This window comes from Streptomyces sp. NPDC058671 (assembly GCF_042716475.1).
Classification (GTDB): domain Bacteria; phylum Actinomycetota; class Actinomycetes; order Streptomycetales; family Streptomycetaceae; genus Streptomyces.
Map to the genome: position 1 here is coordinate 19,326 of NZ_JBHXSA010000030.1, position 16,505 is coordinate 35,830.

General features: G+C 73.4%; 8 protein-coding genes. 5 read left to right on the forward strand and 3 right to left on the reverse strand.

Features of this window, described 5'->3' with window-relative positions; genetic code table 11:
• Window positions 1-113: 113 nt before the first annotated feature.
• Window positions 114-911: a DeoR/GlpR family DNA-binding transcription regulator gene (locus ACFWV2_RS29175; RefSeq protein ID WP_384409423.1), complete on the forward strand. Its 798-nt coding sequence runs from the start codon at window positions 114-116 to the stop codon at window positions 909-911.
• 295 nt (window positions 912-1,206) lie between these two features.
• On the opposite strand, the gene xylB is transcribed toward ACFWV2_RS29175, so the two are convergent.
• Window positions 1,207-2,688 carry a xylulokinase gene (gene xylB / locus ACFWV2_RS29180; protein ID WP_384409498.1) on the reverse strand — a complete coding sequence of 494 codons (1,482 nt, stop codon included), beginning with the start codon at window positions 2,686-2,688 and terminating at the stop codon, window positions 1,207-1,209.
• 202 nt (window positions 2,689-2,890) lie between these two features.
• Here xylB and xylA point away from each other — a divergent pair, with 202 nt between their 5' ends.
• Together xylA and ACFWV2_RS29190 are read left to right on the forward strand one after the other, a co-directional pair.
• On the forward strand, window positions 2,891-4,060 hold the full coding sequence (gene xylA, locus ACFWV2_RS29185) for a xylose isomerase (protein WP_384409425.1): 1,170 nt from the start codon (window positions 2,891-2,893) through the stop codon (window positions 4,058-4,060).
• Between the two features lie 122 nt (window positions 4,061-4,182).
• Window positions 4,183-5,397, forward strand: coding sequence for an ROK family protein (locus ACFWV2_RS29190; protein WP_384409427.1), 1,215 nt, complete (start codon window positions 4,183-4,185; stop codon window positions 5,395-5,397).
• Between the two features lie 29 nt (window positions 5,398-5,426).
• On the opposite strand, the gene yicI is transcribed toward ACFWV2_RS29190, so the two are convergent.
• On the reverse strand, window positions 5,427-7,709 hold the full coding sequence (gene yicI / locus ACFWV2_RS29195) for an alpha-xylosidase (protein ID WP_384409429.1): 2,283 nt from the start codon (window positions 7,707-7,709) through the stop codon (window positions 5,427-5,429).
• On the reverse strand, window positions 7,706-10,567 hold the full coding sequence (locus tag ACFWV2_RS29200; RefSeq protein WP_384409431.1) for a glycoside hydrolase family 3 C-terminal domain-containing protein: 2,862 nt from the start codon (window positions 10,565-10,567) through the stop codon (window positions 7,706-7,708). Before ACFWV2_RS29200 ends, yicI begins: the two co-directional genes overlap by 4 nt.
• A 213-nt stretch (window positions 10,568-10,780) precedes the next feature.
• On the opposite strand from ACFWV2_RS29200, the gene ACFWV2_RS29205 reads away from it, so the two are divergent.
• A complete protein-coding gene (locus tag ACFWV2_RS29205; RefSeq protein WP_384409433.1) occupies window positions 10,781-12,766 on the forward strand; it encodes a beta-galactosidase in 1,986 nt (661 codons plus the stop codon).
• Between the two features lie 371 nt (window positions 12,767-13,137).
• On the forward strand, window positions 13,138-16,494 hold the full coding sequence (locus tag ACFWV2_RS29210; RefSeq protein WP_384409435.1) for a S8 family serine peptidase: 3,357 nt from the start codon (window positions 13,138-13,140) through the stop codon (window positions 16,492-16,494).
• The last annotated feature ends 11 nt before the right edge of the window (window positions 16,495-16,505 follow it).

Here is a 16,505-nt window from a genome sequence, read left to right on the forward strand (position 1 = left end):
TTACGATCAGCTCCGCGCAGGTCTCTCGAGGGACCGGTCGGCCGGTCACCGGGCGGTCCTCACCCCTTCGGCCCGCGGCACCGGAGTTCCAGGGCACGGAGGGGATGCGGCACATGTCCAAGCAGGAGCGTTGGAGCAGGCTGCTGGAACTGCTCGCGGTCGACGGCAGGCTCGAGGTCGAGGCCGCGGCCGCCACGATGACGGTGTCACCGGCGACGATCCGGCGCGACCTCGACGAACTGGCCGAGCAGCAGCTGCTCGTCCGTACGCGCGGCGGGGCCATCGCGCACGGCGTCTCGTACGAGCTCCCGCTGCGGTACAAGTCCTCACGGCAGGTCTCGGAGAAGCAGCGCATCGCGAGCGCCGTGGCGGATCTGCTGACCCCCGGGGACGTCGTGGGGCTCAACGGCGGCACCACCACCACGGAGGTGGCGCGGGTCCTGACGCTCCGGGCGGGCGGCCCGACGGAGCGCGGGGAGCACTCCGCCCCGCCGATGTTCACGGTCGTCACGAACGCGCTGAACATCGCGAGCGAACTGGCGGTCCGACCGCAGTTCAAGATCGTGGTGACCGGCGGCGTGGCACGGCCCCAGACCTACGAGCTGGTGGGCCCCCTCACGCAGGGAGTCCTGAACCAGGTGGTGCTCGACGTCGCCGTCCTCGGCGTCGACGGGGTGGACCCGCAGCTCGGCGTGATGACGCACCACGAGGACGAGGCCGGCATCAGCAGGCTCCTGGCGCAGCGTGCCCGCCAGGTGATCCTCGCGACGGACTCGTCCAAGATGGGCAAGCGCGCCTTCGCGAGGATCTGCGGTCTCGACCGGATCGACGTGCTCGTCACCGACTCCGGCCTCGCTCCCGAGATGGCGGCGCGGCTCACCGACGCGGGCATCGAGGTCATCAGCGTCTGACCGAGGCCGTCAGCGCCTCCTGAGGGCGTTCCCGTCCGTGGGCGCCCTTTCTCGCCCGCCCCGACGACACGGCCCCCGACGACGCACCCCGGCACCGCGCCCCCTCCACCCACGGCACCAGCGCATCGTGTGCCGCATCCGCGAGGCCGGATCCGCGCATGGGTCCCGGACGGCGTCACGGCATCGCGGTGCGGGAGGACGACGGGGGCTTCCGCGCCCACGAGCGGGACGCGGTCCTCCAGGGGGTGAGAGGCAGGGCTGAAGGGCCAGGCAGAAGGGGTGGCCCGCTGCGGTCTCACCCACCCCCGGCCGCGAGCAGCCCCGTGGCCTCCCCGAGGGCGGACTCGATCCGCTCCCAGGCGGTGTCGTCCCTTCGCACCGCCGGCAGTTCCCTGCCGCGCCCGGCGCCCCACCGGTCCGCCACCACGACGGGGTCGTCACCCCAGGCGGCGCCCGCCGCGAGTGCGGCGGCTCCCACGGCGACCAGTTCCTCGCCGTCCGGGATCACGACGGGACGTCCGGAGAGTCGGCGGACGGTCTCGATCCACGCGGCCCCCTTCGCGCCGCCCCCGATCAGCCGGAGAGGCCGTTCGCGCACGTCGGGCGCGTGGGGGTCGTGCCCCGTGGCCGCGAACAGGTCGTCCAGGACCCGCAGCAGCGTGAACACCGCGCCTTCGTACGCCGCTCCGAGGATCTGTCGGGAGCCGGTCGCGTGCCGGAGGCCCGTGAGCAGGCCGGAGGCGTGCGGCAGATCGGGGGAACGCTCTCCGTCGAGATACGGGAGCACGACCACGTCCCCTCCGGGCTCGGCGTCCTCCCGTCCCAGGCCCAGGAGGTGCGCGACCTTGTCGATCGCCTGGGTGCAGTTGAGGGTGCATCCGAGCGGCAGGTACACCCCGTCCGTGGACGCGAATCCGGCGAGCCCGGCGGCGGCCGGCCGGGTACGGGTCGCGGTGAAGACGGTGCCGGACGTCCCCAGGCTGACCACGGGGTGGTCGAGCAGCCCCGCTCCTCCGAGGCCGAGTCCGACCGCGGCCGCCATGTTGTCGCCGGTCCCGGCGGCTACGGGGATGCCGGGGCGCAGACCCAGGAAGGCCGCGGCGGCCTTCGTCAGGGAACCCGCGCGTTCGCCGCCGCCCGTGGCGACCACCGGCAGCAGCGCGGGGTCGAGCCCGACGAGGTCCGTCAGCGCCGGGTCGTAGGAGCCCGTGCGGGTGTCGTACCAGCAGGTGCCCGAGGCGTCGCCGGGATCGGTGACGGCCACCCCGCAGAGGCGCTCCGTGAGGAAGTCGTGCGGCAGGCGCACCCCGGCGGTCTTCTCGGCGACGGCCGGCTCGTGCTCGCGCAGCCACTGCCAGGTGGTGGCGGTCATGGAGGCGACGGGTACGGAGCCGGTGCGGGCCAGCCAGGCGTCGGGGCCGCCCAGGGCCCGCGTCAGGGCCGCGGCCTGGGGCGCCGACCGCGTGTCGTTCCAGAGGAGCGCGGGGCGCAGCGGGCGGCCCGCGGCGTCGAGCACGACCAGGCCGTGCTGCTGCCCGGCGACCGCGAGGCCGGCCACGGCCGCCGGGGAGGTGCCCGAGGTGTCGAGGGCCGCGGCCAGGGAGGAGCGGAGCGCCGTCCACCAGATCTCCGGGTCCGTCTCGCGGGCCCCCGATTCCCCCGTGACGGTGTGGGGGGCGCGGCCGACGCCCAGGATCCCGCCGCTCCCGGCGTCGATGACGACGGTCTTCGTGGACTGCGTGGAGCTGTCCACGCCGATGACGACGGGGGCTGTCAGCACGGCGCACCTCGTACGGGAGACGATTTTTGGAAGAGCGATGAACAAATTAGAGGTGCCCCCGTACCGGCCCGTCAAGCAGCAGAACGGGACAGGGTCGAAGAGGCGAGAGGGCCGGAGGGCTTGCTCCGGGACTCCGCCTGGGCTATTAGTTTTGAGGCCAAACAAATTGATCCCTGTTGCAGCCCAGAGGAGCGACCCCATGTCCGAGCGTTTCTCCCCCACTCCCGGCGACCGCTTCACCTTCGGCCTGTGGACCGTCGGCTGGCAGGGCCGCGACCCCTTCGGGGATGCCACCCGCCCCGCTCTCGACCCGGTGGAGGCGGTCGAGCGGCTCGCGGCGCTGGGCGCGTACGGCGTCACGTTCCACGACGACGACCTCATCCCCTTCGGCGCCGCCGAGGCCGAGCGCGACGCGGCCGTGAAGCGGTTCAGGACCGCCCTCGACCGCTCGGGCCTCACGGTGCCGATGGCGACCACGAACCTCTTCACCCACCCGGTCTTCAAGGACGGCGGCTTCACCGCCAACGACCGGGACGTCCGCCGCTTCGCCCTCCGCAAGACCCTCCGCAACATCGACCTCGCCGTCGAACTCGGCGCCACCGTGTACGTCGCCTGGGGCGGTCGGGAGGGCGCCGAGTCCGGTGCGGCTAAGGACGTGCGGGTCGCGCTCGACCGCATGAAGGAGGCCTTCGACCTGCTCGGCCAGTACGTCACCGAGCAGGGCTACGACCTCCGGTTCGCGATCGAGCCCAAGCCGAACGAGCCGCGCGGCGACATCCTGCTGCCCACCGTCGGGCACGCCCTGGCCTTCATCGAGCGTCTGGAGCGCCCGGAGCTGGTCGGCGTGAACCCGGAGACGGGCCACGAGCAGATGGCGGGTCTCAACTTCCCGCACGGCATCGCCCAGGCGCTGTGGGCGGGCAAGCTGTTCCACATCGACCTCAACGGCCAGTCGGGCATCAAGTACGACCAGGACTTCCGCTTCGGCGCGGGCGATCTGCGCCAGGCCTTCTGGCTGGTCGACCTGCTGGAGACGGCGGGGTACGACGGCCCGCGCCACTTCGACTTCAAGCCGGTGCGGACGGACGGGGCCGACGGCGTCTGGGAGTCGGCCAAGAACTGCATGCGCAACTACCTGATCCTCAAGGAGCGCGCGGCGGCGTTCCGCGCGGACCCCGACGTCGTCGCGGCGCTCGCCGCCTCCCGGCTCCCCGAGCTGGCCGTCCCCACGGCCGCGGACGGCCTCGCCGGGCTGCTCGCCGACCCGACGGCGTACGAGACCTTCGACCCGGACGCCGCGGCTGCGCGGTCCATGGCCTTCGAGCACCTCGACCAGCTGGCTCTGGAGCACCTGCTCGGGGTGCGCTGACCGGTCGGGGTCGTCCGGGCGACAGGGCATGATCGGCCGCAGTGACGAGTCCGTTTCCGCAGCCAGGGAGTCTCCACGTGTCCTCAAGTGCCGACAGGCCGACCCGCGCCCAGGGGAGTCCGATGGACCAGGTGTCGGTGCGGCGTGCCAACCTCGCCCTGGTCCTGGCCGAGGTCCGCTCCTCCGGTCCGGCGTCCCGGGCGACCGTGGCCAGGGGCACCGGCCTCACCCGCGCCACCGTCTCCAGCCTGGTGGGTGAGCTGATCGAGCACGGCCTCGTACGCGAGGCGGACTTCCAGCAGGACGGCTCGGTCGGCCGCCCGGGGCGGCACCTGGAGGTCGACGGACGTACGGTGGGAGCCCTGGGCCTGGAGATCAACTCTCGCTACCTCGCCGCTTGCTCGGTGGATCTGGCCGGGCGGACCCTCCAGGAGCGTCGCCTGGTGCACGACGCGACGACACGGGGCGCCGAGGAGACGATCCGCGCCCTCGCCTCACTCGCCGGGGAACTGGTCGAGCACGCCGGACGAGCGGGCGTCCGGATGGCGGGCGTGGGGGTGGCCGTGCCGGGGCCCGTGGCCGTGGCCACCGGCCGGGTCCGCTCGGCGCCCAACCTCCACTGGCACGACGTCCCCGTCGCCGAGCTGCTGCGGTCCATGGCGGCGCTGCCCGACGACCTGGGCGTCGTCGTCGACAACGAGGCCAACCTGGCCGCGCTCGCCGAGTGGGACCACTCCCACGCGGGTGTCACGGACCTCGTGTACGTCACGGGCGAGGCGGGCATGGGCGCGGGCATCGTCTCCGGCGGACGGCTGCTGCGCGGTGCCTCCGGCTTCAGCGGCGAACTCGGGCACGTGCAGATCGACCCGGCGGGGGCGCGGTGCGCCTGCGGGCGTACCGGCTGTCTCGAGACGAAGGTGGCGCTTCCCGCGGCGCTCCGTACCGCCGCGCCCGATCTGGCCCTCGCGGCAGGCGCGGAGGGCGGGGCGGCGTGGGATCCCCAGGAGCAGGCGGCGGAGCTGATGCGGCGGGCCGCTTCGGGCGACCCGCGGACGCTGGCGGGCCTGGACGAGATCGGCCGCTGGCTCGGCACGGGTCTTTCGGTCCCGGTCAACCTCCTCAACCCCGAAGTGATCGTCCTCGGCGGCTACTTCGCCGCGGTCGCTCCCTATCTCCTGCCCGCGGCCATGAGGGAGCTGCGGGCGCGGGTGGTGGCCGGTGACGCGGCGCTCTGCCGCGTCACCGGGTCCGCGTTCGGTTTCGCCGCCGCGGTCCGGGGCGCCGCGGGCGTCATCGTGGAGGAGGTCTTCGCCGATCCGGGTCGTGTGGGCCGCTGACGTGCGTGTCGCCGACGCCGCCCCCCGCCTCAGCCCGGGTAGGGGAGGTCCGCCTCCAGGGTGTCGGCGGGCCGGGAGTGGAGGACGCCGTCGGGGCCGCCGACCCGGAGGTGCCAGGGGTGCCGGCTGTCGGTGCTCACCCGGAGGCGGTCTCCCCGACGGCGCAGACGGAACCGGGCCGCCTCGCCGGGGCCGTCGGTGTCCGGGATCACGAGGGTCCGCTCGGCGCCGTCGGCGAAGGCGTGCACGCGCAGTTCGACTCCGTCCGGCCAGTTCGAGACGGGGTGCTGGTCGTCGGCGCCGAGCGGGATGACGGAGTCGGGGCGGGCCAGGAGCGGCAGGGTGTGGAAGTCGTGCCGCTCGCGGACCCAGCGGGGGCCGGTGGTCAGGGCGCCGGTGAGGACGTTCGTCCACGGTCCTTCGGGCACGTAGTACTCGACCGTGCCGTCGTCGGTGAAGACCGGGGCGACGAGCAGGTCGTCGCCGAGCATGTACTGCCGGTCGAGCGTGGCGGCGGCCGGGTCGTCGGGGAACTCCAGGACCATGGCCCGCATGACGGGGGTGCCGGTGGTGTGGGCCTGTCGGGCTGCGCGCTGGAGATAGGGGGCGAGGCGGTGTTTGAGCAGGGTGAACGCGCGGGTGACCTCGACGGCCTCCTCCCCGTAGTCCCACGGGACGCGGTAGGACGTGCTGCCGTGCAGGCGGCTGTGCGAGGAGAGGAGGCCGAACTGCACCCAGCGCTTGAAGACGGTGGGGGTCGGGGTGCCCTCGAAGCCGCCGATGTCATGGCTCCAGAAGCCGAAGCCGGACAGGCCGAGGGAGAGTCCGCCGCGCAGTGATTCCGCCATGGCGTTGAAGTGCGACTCGCAGTCGCCGCCCCAGTGCACCGGGTACTGCTGGCCGCCGGCGGTGGCGGAGCGGGCGAAGAGGAGGGCCTCGCCCTCCCCTCGTACCTCGCGGAGCAGCTCGAAGACGGTCCGGTTGTACAGCTGGGTGTAGTAGTTGTGCATCCGTTCCGGGTCGGAGCCGTCGTGCCAGACGACGTCGGTGGGGATCCGCTCGCCGAAGTCGGTCTTGAAGCAGTCCACGCCCTGGTCGAGCAGGGTGCGCAGTTTGCCGGTGTACCAGTCGCGGGCGGCGGGGTCGGTGAAGTCCACCAGGGCCATGCCGGGCTGCCACCGGTCCCACTGCCATACGCTGCCGTCCGGGCGGCGCACGAGGTGTCCTTCCCGCATGCCCTCCTCGAACAGGGCCGACTTCTGCGCGATGTACGGGTTGATCCAGGCGCTGATCCGCAGTCCCCGTTCCTTGAGCCGGGCCAGCATGCCGGCCGGGTCGGGGAACGTGTCGGCGTCCCAGGTGAAGTCGCACCACTGGTGGGCGCGCATCCAGAAGCAGTCGAGGTGGAAGACGCTCAGGGGGATGCCGCGCTCGGCCATGCCGCCGACGAAGCGGTTGACGGTGGCCTCGTCGTAGTCGGTGGTGAAGGAGGTGGTCAGCCAGAGTCCGAGCGCCCAGGCGGGGGGCAGGGCGGGGCGGCCGGTGAGGGCGGTGTACCGCTCCAGGACGCGTTTCGGGGTCGGACCGTGGACGACGAAGTACTCGAGGGACTGGTCCTCGACGCTGAACTGCACCTGGCCGACCGCTTCGGAGCCGACTTCGTAGCTGACCCGGCCGGGGTGGTTGACGAAGACGCCGTAGCCCCGGTTGGTCAGGTGGAAGGGGACGTTCTTGTACGCCTGCTCGCTGCTGGTGCCGCCGTCGGCCTGCCAGATGTCCACCGTCTGCCCGTTCCGGACGAACGGGGTGAACCGCTCCCCCAGCCCGTAGACCGACTCGCCCACGCCGAGGGAGAGCTGCCCGAGCATGAAGTGCCGGCCGTCGCCGTCGGTGACGAAGCCGGTGCCGCGCGCCCCCGCGGACGTCAGCACCCGCCCGTCGGCGGTGAAGTCGAGGCGCCACGGTTCAGCGGTGTCCACCCGCAACGCCAGGTCACCGGAGCGGAGTTCGACGACCCCTCCGTCCCTGCGGACCGTGCCGGTGCCCTGCTCGGTTCCGGGCAGCGCGAACTCCGGCCCGCGCCGCGGTGAACCCGCGTGGTGGGTGGTGCGCACCCCGATCACGCCCTCCGCCGGCGACCAGCACTCGACGGTGAGCAGCGGACTGTTGAGGGTGTCGCCGCGGCCGCGCACCCGCTTCACCGGCGCGTAGAGCGTCAACCGGTGCTCGTCGACCGTGACGTCCGCGACCTCGGCGGCATAGCGGGCGGTGTGGCCGGGGCGCGTCAGCCAGTACCCGTCGGTGAACTTCATCGGGTGCCTGCCGGGGCGTCGAAGCGGAAGGCGGCGACGCGGAAGGCGCCGTGCAGGGTCAGTCGCAGGTCGTGGACACCGTCCGGCGGAGCGGTGAGGGGCGCCGTGCCGGCCGTCCAGGTGTGGCGGTCGCCCGTGACCGGCACCCCGATCTCCGCCAGGAGCTGTTCACCGGCGTGGAGTTCGATGCGCGCCTCCCCCGGTCCCTCGTCCTCGCGGGCCGTCTCGACCTCCACGTGTAGGGCTCCGGTGAGGTCGACGTCGCGGAAGAGAAGCGTCGCGGGCCGCGCCGGGTCGGCCGGTGCGACGGCGTCGCCGCCGGTGCGGGTGGCGTCGACGAGGACGGTGTGCGCGTGGTCGTCGAAGTCGACGGCCCGGATGCGGCGTCCGACGGCCGCGCGGGGCGCGGGAGGCGGCCCGGTCACGGTGAGCGGTGCGGTGAGGACGGGGTGCTCGGCGGAGCGGGCGACGACGATCTCGTATCCGCCGGGGTCGACGGTGAAGGTCCCGGTGGCGACGTCCCAGTGGGCGAGCCGTTCGGCGGGCAGCCGGTACGTCACCTCCCGGCTCTCCCCGGGTTCCAGGCGGACCTTGCGGAAGTCGACGAGGCGCAGCCGGGGGGCGTCGTAGCGGGCGTCCAGGGCCCGGACGTAGAGCTGGACGACCTCGCTTCCGGGCCGCGGGCCGGTGTCGGTGACGGTCACCGTGACGTCGACCGTGCCGTCCTGGGTGATCGAGGAACGCGAGAGACGCAGGTCGGAGTAGGAGAAGTCGGTGTAGGACAGCCCGTGGCCGAAGGGGTAGAGGGGGGCGGCCCGGTGGTACTGGTAGGTCCAGCCGCTCTTGATGACGTCGTAGTCGAGCGGGTCCGGCAGCGGGTCGTCCCCCCGGTACCAGGTCTGCGGCAGGCGGCCCCCGGGCTCGGCCCGGCCGAGCAGCACCGCCGCCAGGGCGTGGCCGGTCTCCTGCCCGCCGTGGGACGTCCACACCACCGCGGGCAGGTGCCGGTCGGCCCAGTCGACGGCGTACGGGTAGCCGCTCATCACGAGCAGGGCCGTCTCGGGGCGGGCGGCCGCGACCGTGCGCAGCAGTTCCTGTTGTGTCTCCGGCAGGTCGATGCCCGCCCGGTCCTCGGTCTCCCGCCCGTTGATCAGCGGGTGGTTGCCGAGGACGACGATGGCCGCGTCGGCGGCTTCGGCGGCCGTCCGCGCCTCGGCGGCGCCGTCGCGGAGCAGTTCCCGTCGCCAGGGTTCGGCGGCGTCCGGGGTCTCGGCGGTGACGGTCACCCGGCCGTCCGCCGGGTCCACGGTGGCGTAGCGGCCGGTGAGGACGGAGCGCAGCCGGAGGTCGCCGTCGCCCGCCGGTTCCAGACGGAAGGTCTCGTGGATCTCCCAGCTCTTGAGCCGTTCCTGGTCGGCCACGAGGGAGGCGTCGTCCTTGAGGCTCAGGTGCCGGCCGGTGTCGGCGGCGCGCAGCGTCAGTACGCCCTGGCCCCAGTCGTCGACGTCGAACGGGGTCTTGCACAGGAGTTCGCCGGTGGTGCGGGAGCGCAGCGCGATCCGGTCGGAGCCGTCCGCGCGGATGACCTCCCCGCCGTGGGCGTCGAGTGCCGCGGCGAGTCCGGTGGCGATGCCCACCTGGTACGGCATGGTGCCGCTGTACCAGTCCTCGTACAGCGTGTCGGCGAGCGGGCCGACGACGGCGATCCGCGGTGTCCGTGCCGGTTCGAGCGGCAGCAGCCCGTCGTTCTTGAGCAGGACGACCGTCTCGGTGGCGGCGTGCCGCGCCAGGGCGCGGTGCTCGGAGCAGTCGATCACCTCGGGTCCGATGTCCGTGTAGGGGTCGAGGTCCGGGTCGAACTCGCCGAGTCGGAAGCGGAGTTCGAGCTGTCGCCGGACCGCGCGGTCGACGTCCGTCTCGTCGATCAGGCCGCGTTCCAGCGCCTCGCGCAGCCTGCCCACCGGTGTGGCGCTGTCCTCGCCGTGGTCGGTGAAGCTGTCGATGCCGGCCTTGAGCGCCGCCGCGTGGGACTCGACGTGGTCGTCGTAGTAGTGCTCGGGGTCGACGAGGTTCGACGGGGCCTCGGCGTCGCTGACCACGAACAGCTCGTGGCCGGTCGGCAGCGCCCAGCGGCGGAGTTCGTCCTCGATGAGCGGACTCACGTGGCAGGGGCGGCCGTTGACCAGGTTGTACGCGGCCATGGCGCCGGTCGCGACACCGGCGGCGACGACGGGGCGGAAGGCGGCGAGGTCGTACTCGTGCAGCACCCGCGGACGCAGCCCCGAGGAGGTGGTGCAGCGTTCGTCCTCGTTGTTGTAGGCGAGGAAGTGCTTGAGCACCGGGGCCGCGCGGAGATAGGCCGGGTGGTCGCCGGACAGGCCCCGGCAGTAGGCCTCGCCGAGGCGGGCGGTGTGCGTCGGGTCCTCGGAGTAGCCCTCCTCGTTGCGCCCCCAGCGCGGGTCGCGCAGCAGGTTGAGGACGGGGGCCCAGGCCTGGAGGCTGGTGGGGGCGCGGTCGGCGGCGGTCACCGGAGGGCGGTGGCGGTGGAAGGCGCGCAGCTCGACCGAGACCGCCTCGGCGACCCGGTGCACCAGGTCCTCGTCCCAGCCGGCGCCGAGGCCGACGGCCTGCGGGAAGACCGTCGCCTCCCCCAGCCAGGCGACGCCGTGGAGCGCCTCGCTGCCGGTGCGGAAGGAGGCGACGCCGAGGCGCGGGACGGCCGGCGCGTACTGGTGGAGCATCGCGAGCCGTTCCTCGGGGGTGAGCCGTGCGAGCAGGTCGTCGACGCGTCGGCGCAGCGGCAGCGCGGGATCGCGGAAGGGCGGCGGATCGGCCGCGGACGCGGACAGGGAACTCACGTGGGCAACCCCTCGGCAGGCTGGGCGGAACGGCTCTTCGTCGAAGCGCTTCGACGCTGACAGGATCCGGTGGCTCTGTCAACCACTCCTGCTCCAGGGCTTCTTGGATGCGCTGGAGCTCTTGTCGAACGGGAATGGCATCACTAGCCTCGCCCCGGCGTCCAAGCGCTTCGACGCATCGATGTCGACGACTCCCGAGGGATGTGGGCTCCTATGACGACGCGCCGCCTGACCGACCGGCTCGACGGTCTCGCCTTCGGCGGGGACTACAACCCGGAGCAGTGGGACGCGGAGGTGTGGAAGGAGGACGACCAGCTGATGCGCCGGGCCCGGGTCAACCTGACCACCGTGGGCGTCTTCTCCTGGGCCCTGCTCGAACCGGAGGAGGGCCGCTACGACTTCGGCTGGCTCGACTCCCACCTCGACCGGCTGCACGCGGCCGGTGTCGCCGTCGACCTCGCCACCCCGACCGCCTCCCCGCCGCCCTGGTTCACCCTCGCCCACCCCGACGCCCTGCCGGTCTCCCCCGACGGCACCCGGCTCACCCACGGCAGCCGGGACACGTACTGCCTCGCCGCGCCCGCCTACCGCCGGGCCGCGCTCCGCGTCGCGGGCGCGCTCGCCGGGCGCTACGGCGACCATCCCGCGCTCGCCCTGTGGCACGTCCACAACGAGTACGCGACGCTCTGCTGGTGCGGGCACACCGCGGCGGCGTTCCGGGTCTGGCTGCGGGCCCGGCACGGCTCCCTCGACGTCCTCAACGAGGCCTGGGGGACGGCGTTCTGGAGCCAGCGGTACACCGCGTGGGAACAGGTCCTGCCGCCCCGCGCCACCCAGTGGCACAAGAACCCCGGCCAGGCCCTGGACTTCCGCCGCTTCTGGTCGGACGAGGCCCTCACCGCCTACCGCGAGCAGCGTGACGCGATCCGGGCCCACAGCGACCGGCCGGTGACGACCAACCTCATGCTGCCCGCCTACCAGAACCTGGACCTGTGGGCCTTCGGCCGCGAGGTCGATCTGGTGGCCGTCGACCACTACCCGGCGGCGCCCGGGATCGACGCAGCCGCCGACACCGCCTTCGGCGCCGACCGGGCCCGCTCGTTCGGCGGCGGCGCGCCCTGGCTGCTGATGGAGCAGGGCACGAACACCGTGTACGGGGGCGACCGCGTCCTCGGGAAGGAGCCGGGCGACATCCGGCGGCACACCCTCGGCCACATCGCCCGCGGCTCGGAGGGCGCGATGTTCTTCCAGTGGCGCCAGTCCCGGGCGGGCTCCGAGCAGTGGCACTCCGCGATGGTCCCGCACGCGGGGCCGGACAGCCGCCTCTTCCGCGAGGTCGCGGCCGTCGGCGAGGAGGTGGGGCGCCTCGGTGAAATCGCCGGTTCCACAATCCGCGCCGAGGTCGCCGTCCTGCACGACTCCGACGCGTGGTGGGCCCTCGACGTCGACGGGCTGCCGTCGGCCGAACTCGACTACCACGGCACGCTGCGCCGCGCCCACCGCGCCCTGTGGGACGCCGGGGTCACGGTCGACTTCGCCCACCCCGAGCACGACCTGAGCCGCTACCGGCTCGTCCTCGCCCCGGCCCTGTTCCTGCTCGGGGACACGGGCGGCGCGAACCTGCGCCGTTACGTCGCCGACGGCGGGACGCTGCTCGTCCAGCATTACGGCGGCGCCGTCGACGGGCGCCTCCACGCCCGTCTCGGCGGTTACCCGGCCGCGCCGCTCCGGGAGGCGCTGGGCATCCGGGTCGAGGAGTACCGCCCGCTGCGGCGGGGCGAGGAGTTCGTCCTCTCCGACGGCTCGCACGGCACCGCGTGGAGCGAGTCCCTGCGTACGGAGGGCGCCGAGGCCATCGCCGCGTACACCGGGGGCATGCTCGCCGGCGGCCCGGCCCTCACCCGCCACGGGTTCGGGGCCGGTGCCGGCTGGTACCTCTCCACCCGTCTCGACGACACCGGCTACGCGGCCCTGGTCTCCCGGCTGCTCGACGAAGCCGGTGTGGTCGCGGAGCTGCCGGGCCTGCCGTCCGGTGTCGAGGCCGTCACGCGTCACGCGGCGGACGGCCGTCGCTGGCACGTCCTCGTCAACCACCGTGCCGACACCGTGCCGCTGCCGGATCCCGCCCACGACCTGCTGACGGGCGGCCCCGCGCACCTGCTTCCGCCGGGCGGCTGCGCGGTGCTGCGCGCCCGCTGAACCGGGCGGCTCCCTCCTCGACGGGACGAGCGGATACGGCCAAGGGGAGGGACGCGCTCCGACCGCGCGGCCTGCCGTCCCCGAAAAGCGCCCAGGGGCCCGGCCAGGACGGCGATCCGACGCGGCCGACGCGCGCCCGTGTCGCACAAGCATCGCCGCCGTGTCACACCCCCGTCACACGCCCATCGCCGTCCCATCGAACTCACGGACCCCGTGATGGCCGGAAAGCACAAGGCCCGACCCCTCTCCCCCGTACCGGCGTCGATCACCTCGCCATACTGCGCTGACCGGCGGCGGGCGCCCTCGCGCCCCGGTCCGGATCTGACGACTCGACCTCATTCCAAGCTCCTGGGGGAGACTTGCGCGCACACGTGAAGAGAGCAGGCGCCTTCACCATCGCCGCGGCCACATCGGTGGCCCTGATAGCAGGCATGACCGGTCCCGCGACGGCGAACGCCGTGTACGCGACGGCCGCACCGGACATCACCCGCGTCGACGGCCACCAGCGGATCCCGCTCGTCACCGGTGACCGCGTGGTGGTGGACGCCACGGGCCGGATGGTGCGCTTCGAACCCGCAGAGGGCCGTGAGCACATACCCGTACAGGTGCAGCGCACCGAGGACCACACCCTGGTGGTGCCGAGCGACGCCCGGCCCCTGATCGCCGCGGGCCGGCTCGACCAGCGGCTCTTCGACCTCGCCGTGCTCACCGACCCGCGGCTGCGCGAGAGCCACCGCGCCGGGCTCAAGCTGATCGTGCGGTACGAGGACGGTGCCGGCGCCGCCAGGGCCGAGGTGCGCGCGGCGGGCGACACCCAGCTGCGGCGTACGTTCCCGACCCTCGGCGCCGACGCCATCCGTACGTCCCCCGAGGACCTGACCCGGGTGTGGGAGGCGCTGACCGACCGGCAGCGGACCGGTGCGCGCGCCACGGCGCCCGGCATCGGCACGGTGTGGCTCGACGGGGTGCGCAGAGCGAACCTGGACCGTGGGGTCCGGCAGATCGGCGCTGACAAGGCGTGGGCGTCCGGGTTCGACGGCAAGGGCGTCACGATCGCCGTCCTCGACACCGGAGTCGACAGGACCCACGACGACCTCAGCACCCAGGTCGTCGGCGAGAAGAACTTCTCCGCCTCCCCCGACGCCGTGGACCGCGTCGGACACGGCACCCATGTGGCGTCGATCGCCGCCGGCACCGGAGCCGCCTCCGGGGGCCGGTACAAGGGCGTCGCCCCCGGCGCCGCGGTGATCAGCGGAAAGGTCCTCGACGACCAGGGCTTCGGGGACGACTCCGCCGTCATCGCGGGCATGGAGTGGGCCGCCGCCGAAGGCGCGGACGTGGTCAACCTCAGCCTCGGCGGCGGAGACGGCCCCGGCGTCGACCCGCTGGAAGCGGCGGTGAACACACTGACGGCAGAGAAGGGCATCCTCTTCGCCGTCGCGGCGGGCAACGACGGCGAGTACGGCGACTCGTCACTGGGCTCGCCGGGCAGCGCGGACGCCGCGCTGACCGTCGGCGCGGTCGACAAGGACGACAAGCCGGCGGCGTTCTCCAGCATCGGCCCGCGCGCCGACGACGGTGCCGTCAAACCGGATGTCACCGCGCCCGGCGTCGCCGTCACCGCGGCCGCCGCCCCCGGCAGCGCCCTCGACACCCGCCCCGGCACACCGCACCCGGCCCCCGGCTACCTGACACTCGACGGCACCTCCATGGCGACCCCGCACGTGGCGGGCGCGGCGGCGATCCTGAAGCAGCGGCATCCGCACTGGAAGTCCACCGAGCTCAAGGGCGCGCTCATCGCGTCCACCGCGGGAGGCGCCTACTCCGCCTACCAGCAGGGCTCGGGCCGTGTCCAGGTCGACAGGGCACTGGCCCAGAGCGTGATCGCCGATCCGGTCTCGCTGACCTTCGGTACGGCGCGGTGGCCGCACTCCGACGACCCGCTCGTCACCAAGAAGCTCGGTTACCGCAACCTCGGGACCGGCGACGTCACCCTCGACCTGTCGGTGTCCACGCTGGACCCGGCGGGCAAGCCGGCTCCGGCCGGGTTCTTCACGCTCGGCGCCTCGCGGGTGACCGTGCCCGCCGGAGGCAGGGTCGAGGTCGACCTGATCGCCGACACCCGGATCGGCGACGCCGACGGCACCTACTCGGGCTATGTCACCGCCACCGGCGCGGGCCAGTCCGTCCGCACGGCCGCGGTCGCCGTCCGCGAGGCGGAGTCCTACGACGTGACGCTCCGGACCGTCGGCCGCGACGGGACGGACGCCCTGAACTTCTCCAGCACGCTGTACGGCGTCGGCGGCGGCGCCCAGGGATTCGAGGCCCGCGTCGACGACGAGCCGGGCACGCACACGATCCGTGTGCCCAAGGGCTCGTACACCTTCAACACGGCCGTCTACGAGGACCCGTCGGACTACAGCAAGGGCACCGACTGGATCGCCCAGCCGAAGCTGGAGATCTCCGGTGACACCACGCTCACGCCCGACGCGCGGACGACGAAGCCGGTGAACCTCACCGTGCCCGGCCTGGACAGGGCGGACTTCGGCGGCACCGTCTACGAGGTCCCCACCACCACCGGCAAGGTCGGCAACGGCTGGGTGCTCGGCGGCTTCACCGGCTTCCGCACCGCCCATCTGGGTCCGGCCGTCAGTGACGGCACGCTGCTGCAGACCTGGGACGCGCACTTCGTCAAGGACGCCACCACCCAGTACTCGGTGGCCTTCGGCGGCACGACCGGCAGGGTCGCGACCGGCTACACCCGGCACGTGAAGGCGAACGAGCTGGCCACGCTCAAGGTCGGTCTCGGCGCGTCGACACCCGGGAAGACCGCGCTCGCCTCCCCCTACCCCCACCTGCCGGGCGCACCGGAGGGCACCGGGTTCTCCGCGTACCAGGGGACGCCGGGCATCCGCACCTTCCACGTCTCCACCGCCGACGGTGTCAGCTGGCTGACCAGGGCCAACCAGTTCGGCGAGCCCGACGAGTGGGGCCCGGTCTTCGAGGGCGCCTACGCGATGGTCCGGCCGAAGCGCTACGAGGCCGGCCGGACGTACCGGGAGACGTTCACCACGGGCGTCTTCGGCCCGCTGCTCGGCGAGGACATGGGCGTCTTCCGCACCGCGCCCGACCCGGTCACCGGGGAGCAGCAACTCGTCGGCTCCCTGCCGCTGTTCGCCGACGGGGCGGGGCACGCGGGTCTCACACCGCACACCTCGGCCACCACGACGCTGTACCGCGACGGCGTCGAGGTCGCCGAGAACGACGACCCGCTGACCGGTGCGCGGCCCTTCCCGGTCGACGCCGCCGACGCCGAGTACCGGCTGACGACGTCCGTCGAGCGCTCGGCGGACGTCGCCGCCGCCTCCACCCGTGTCGACGCGGGCTTCACGTTCCGTTCGAAGCAGGTCGCGGCCACCACGGCGCTGCCGGTGTCCACGGTCCGCTTCGCGCCCCCCGTCGACCTGGCCTCGCGCGCCCCGGCGAGTCTGTCCGTCCTGGTCCCGGTGACGGTGCAGGGCGCGGCGGCCGGGCGGAACCTGGGGTCGCTGGCCGTGTCCGTGAGCTACGACGACGGGAGGACCTGGCGGCCCGTGAAGGTGACGAACGGCAGGATCTCCGTGAAGAGCCCGGCGAAGGACCGGGGCATCGCGCTCTCCGCCGAGGTCGCGGACAAGCAGGGCAACACGTCGACGCTGACGATCCACAACGCGTGGTACGGCAGGTGACGGTGCTTCGC

Excerpts from the sequence above, each read along its gene's own strand:
- ACFWV2_RS29175 (WP_384409423.1), top strand. The coding sequence starts at position 114 with ATGTCCAAGCAGGAGCGTTGGAGCAGGCTGCTGGAACTGCTCGCGGTC.
- yicI (WP_384409429.1), bottom strand. The coding sequence starts at position 7,709 with ATGAAGTTCACCGACGGGTACTGGCTGACGCGCCCCGGCCACACCGCC.
- ACFWV2_RS29190 (WP_384409427.1), top strand. The coding sequence starts at position 4,183 with ATGGACCAGGTGTCGGTGCGGCGTGCCAACCTCGCCCTGGTCCTGGCC.
- xylA (WP_384409425.1), top strand. The coding sequence starts at position 2,891 with ATGTCCGAGCGTTTCTCCCCCACTCCCGGCGACCGCTTCACCTTCGGC.
- ACFWV2_RS29205 (WP_384409433.1), top strand. The coding sequence starts at position 10,781 with ATGACGACGCGCCGCCTGACCGACCGGCTCGACGGTCTCGCCTTCGGC.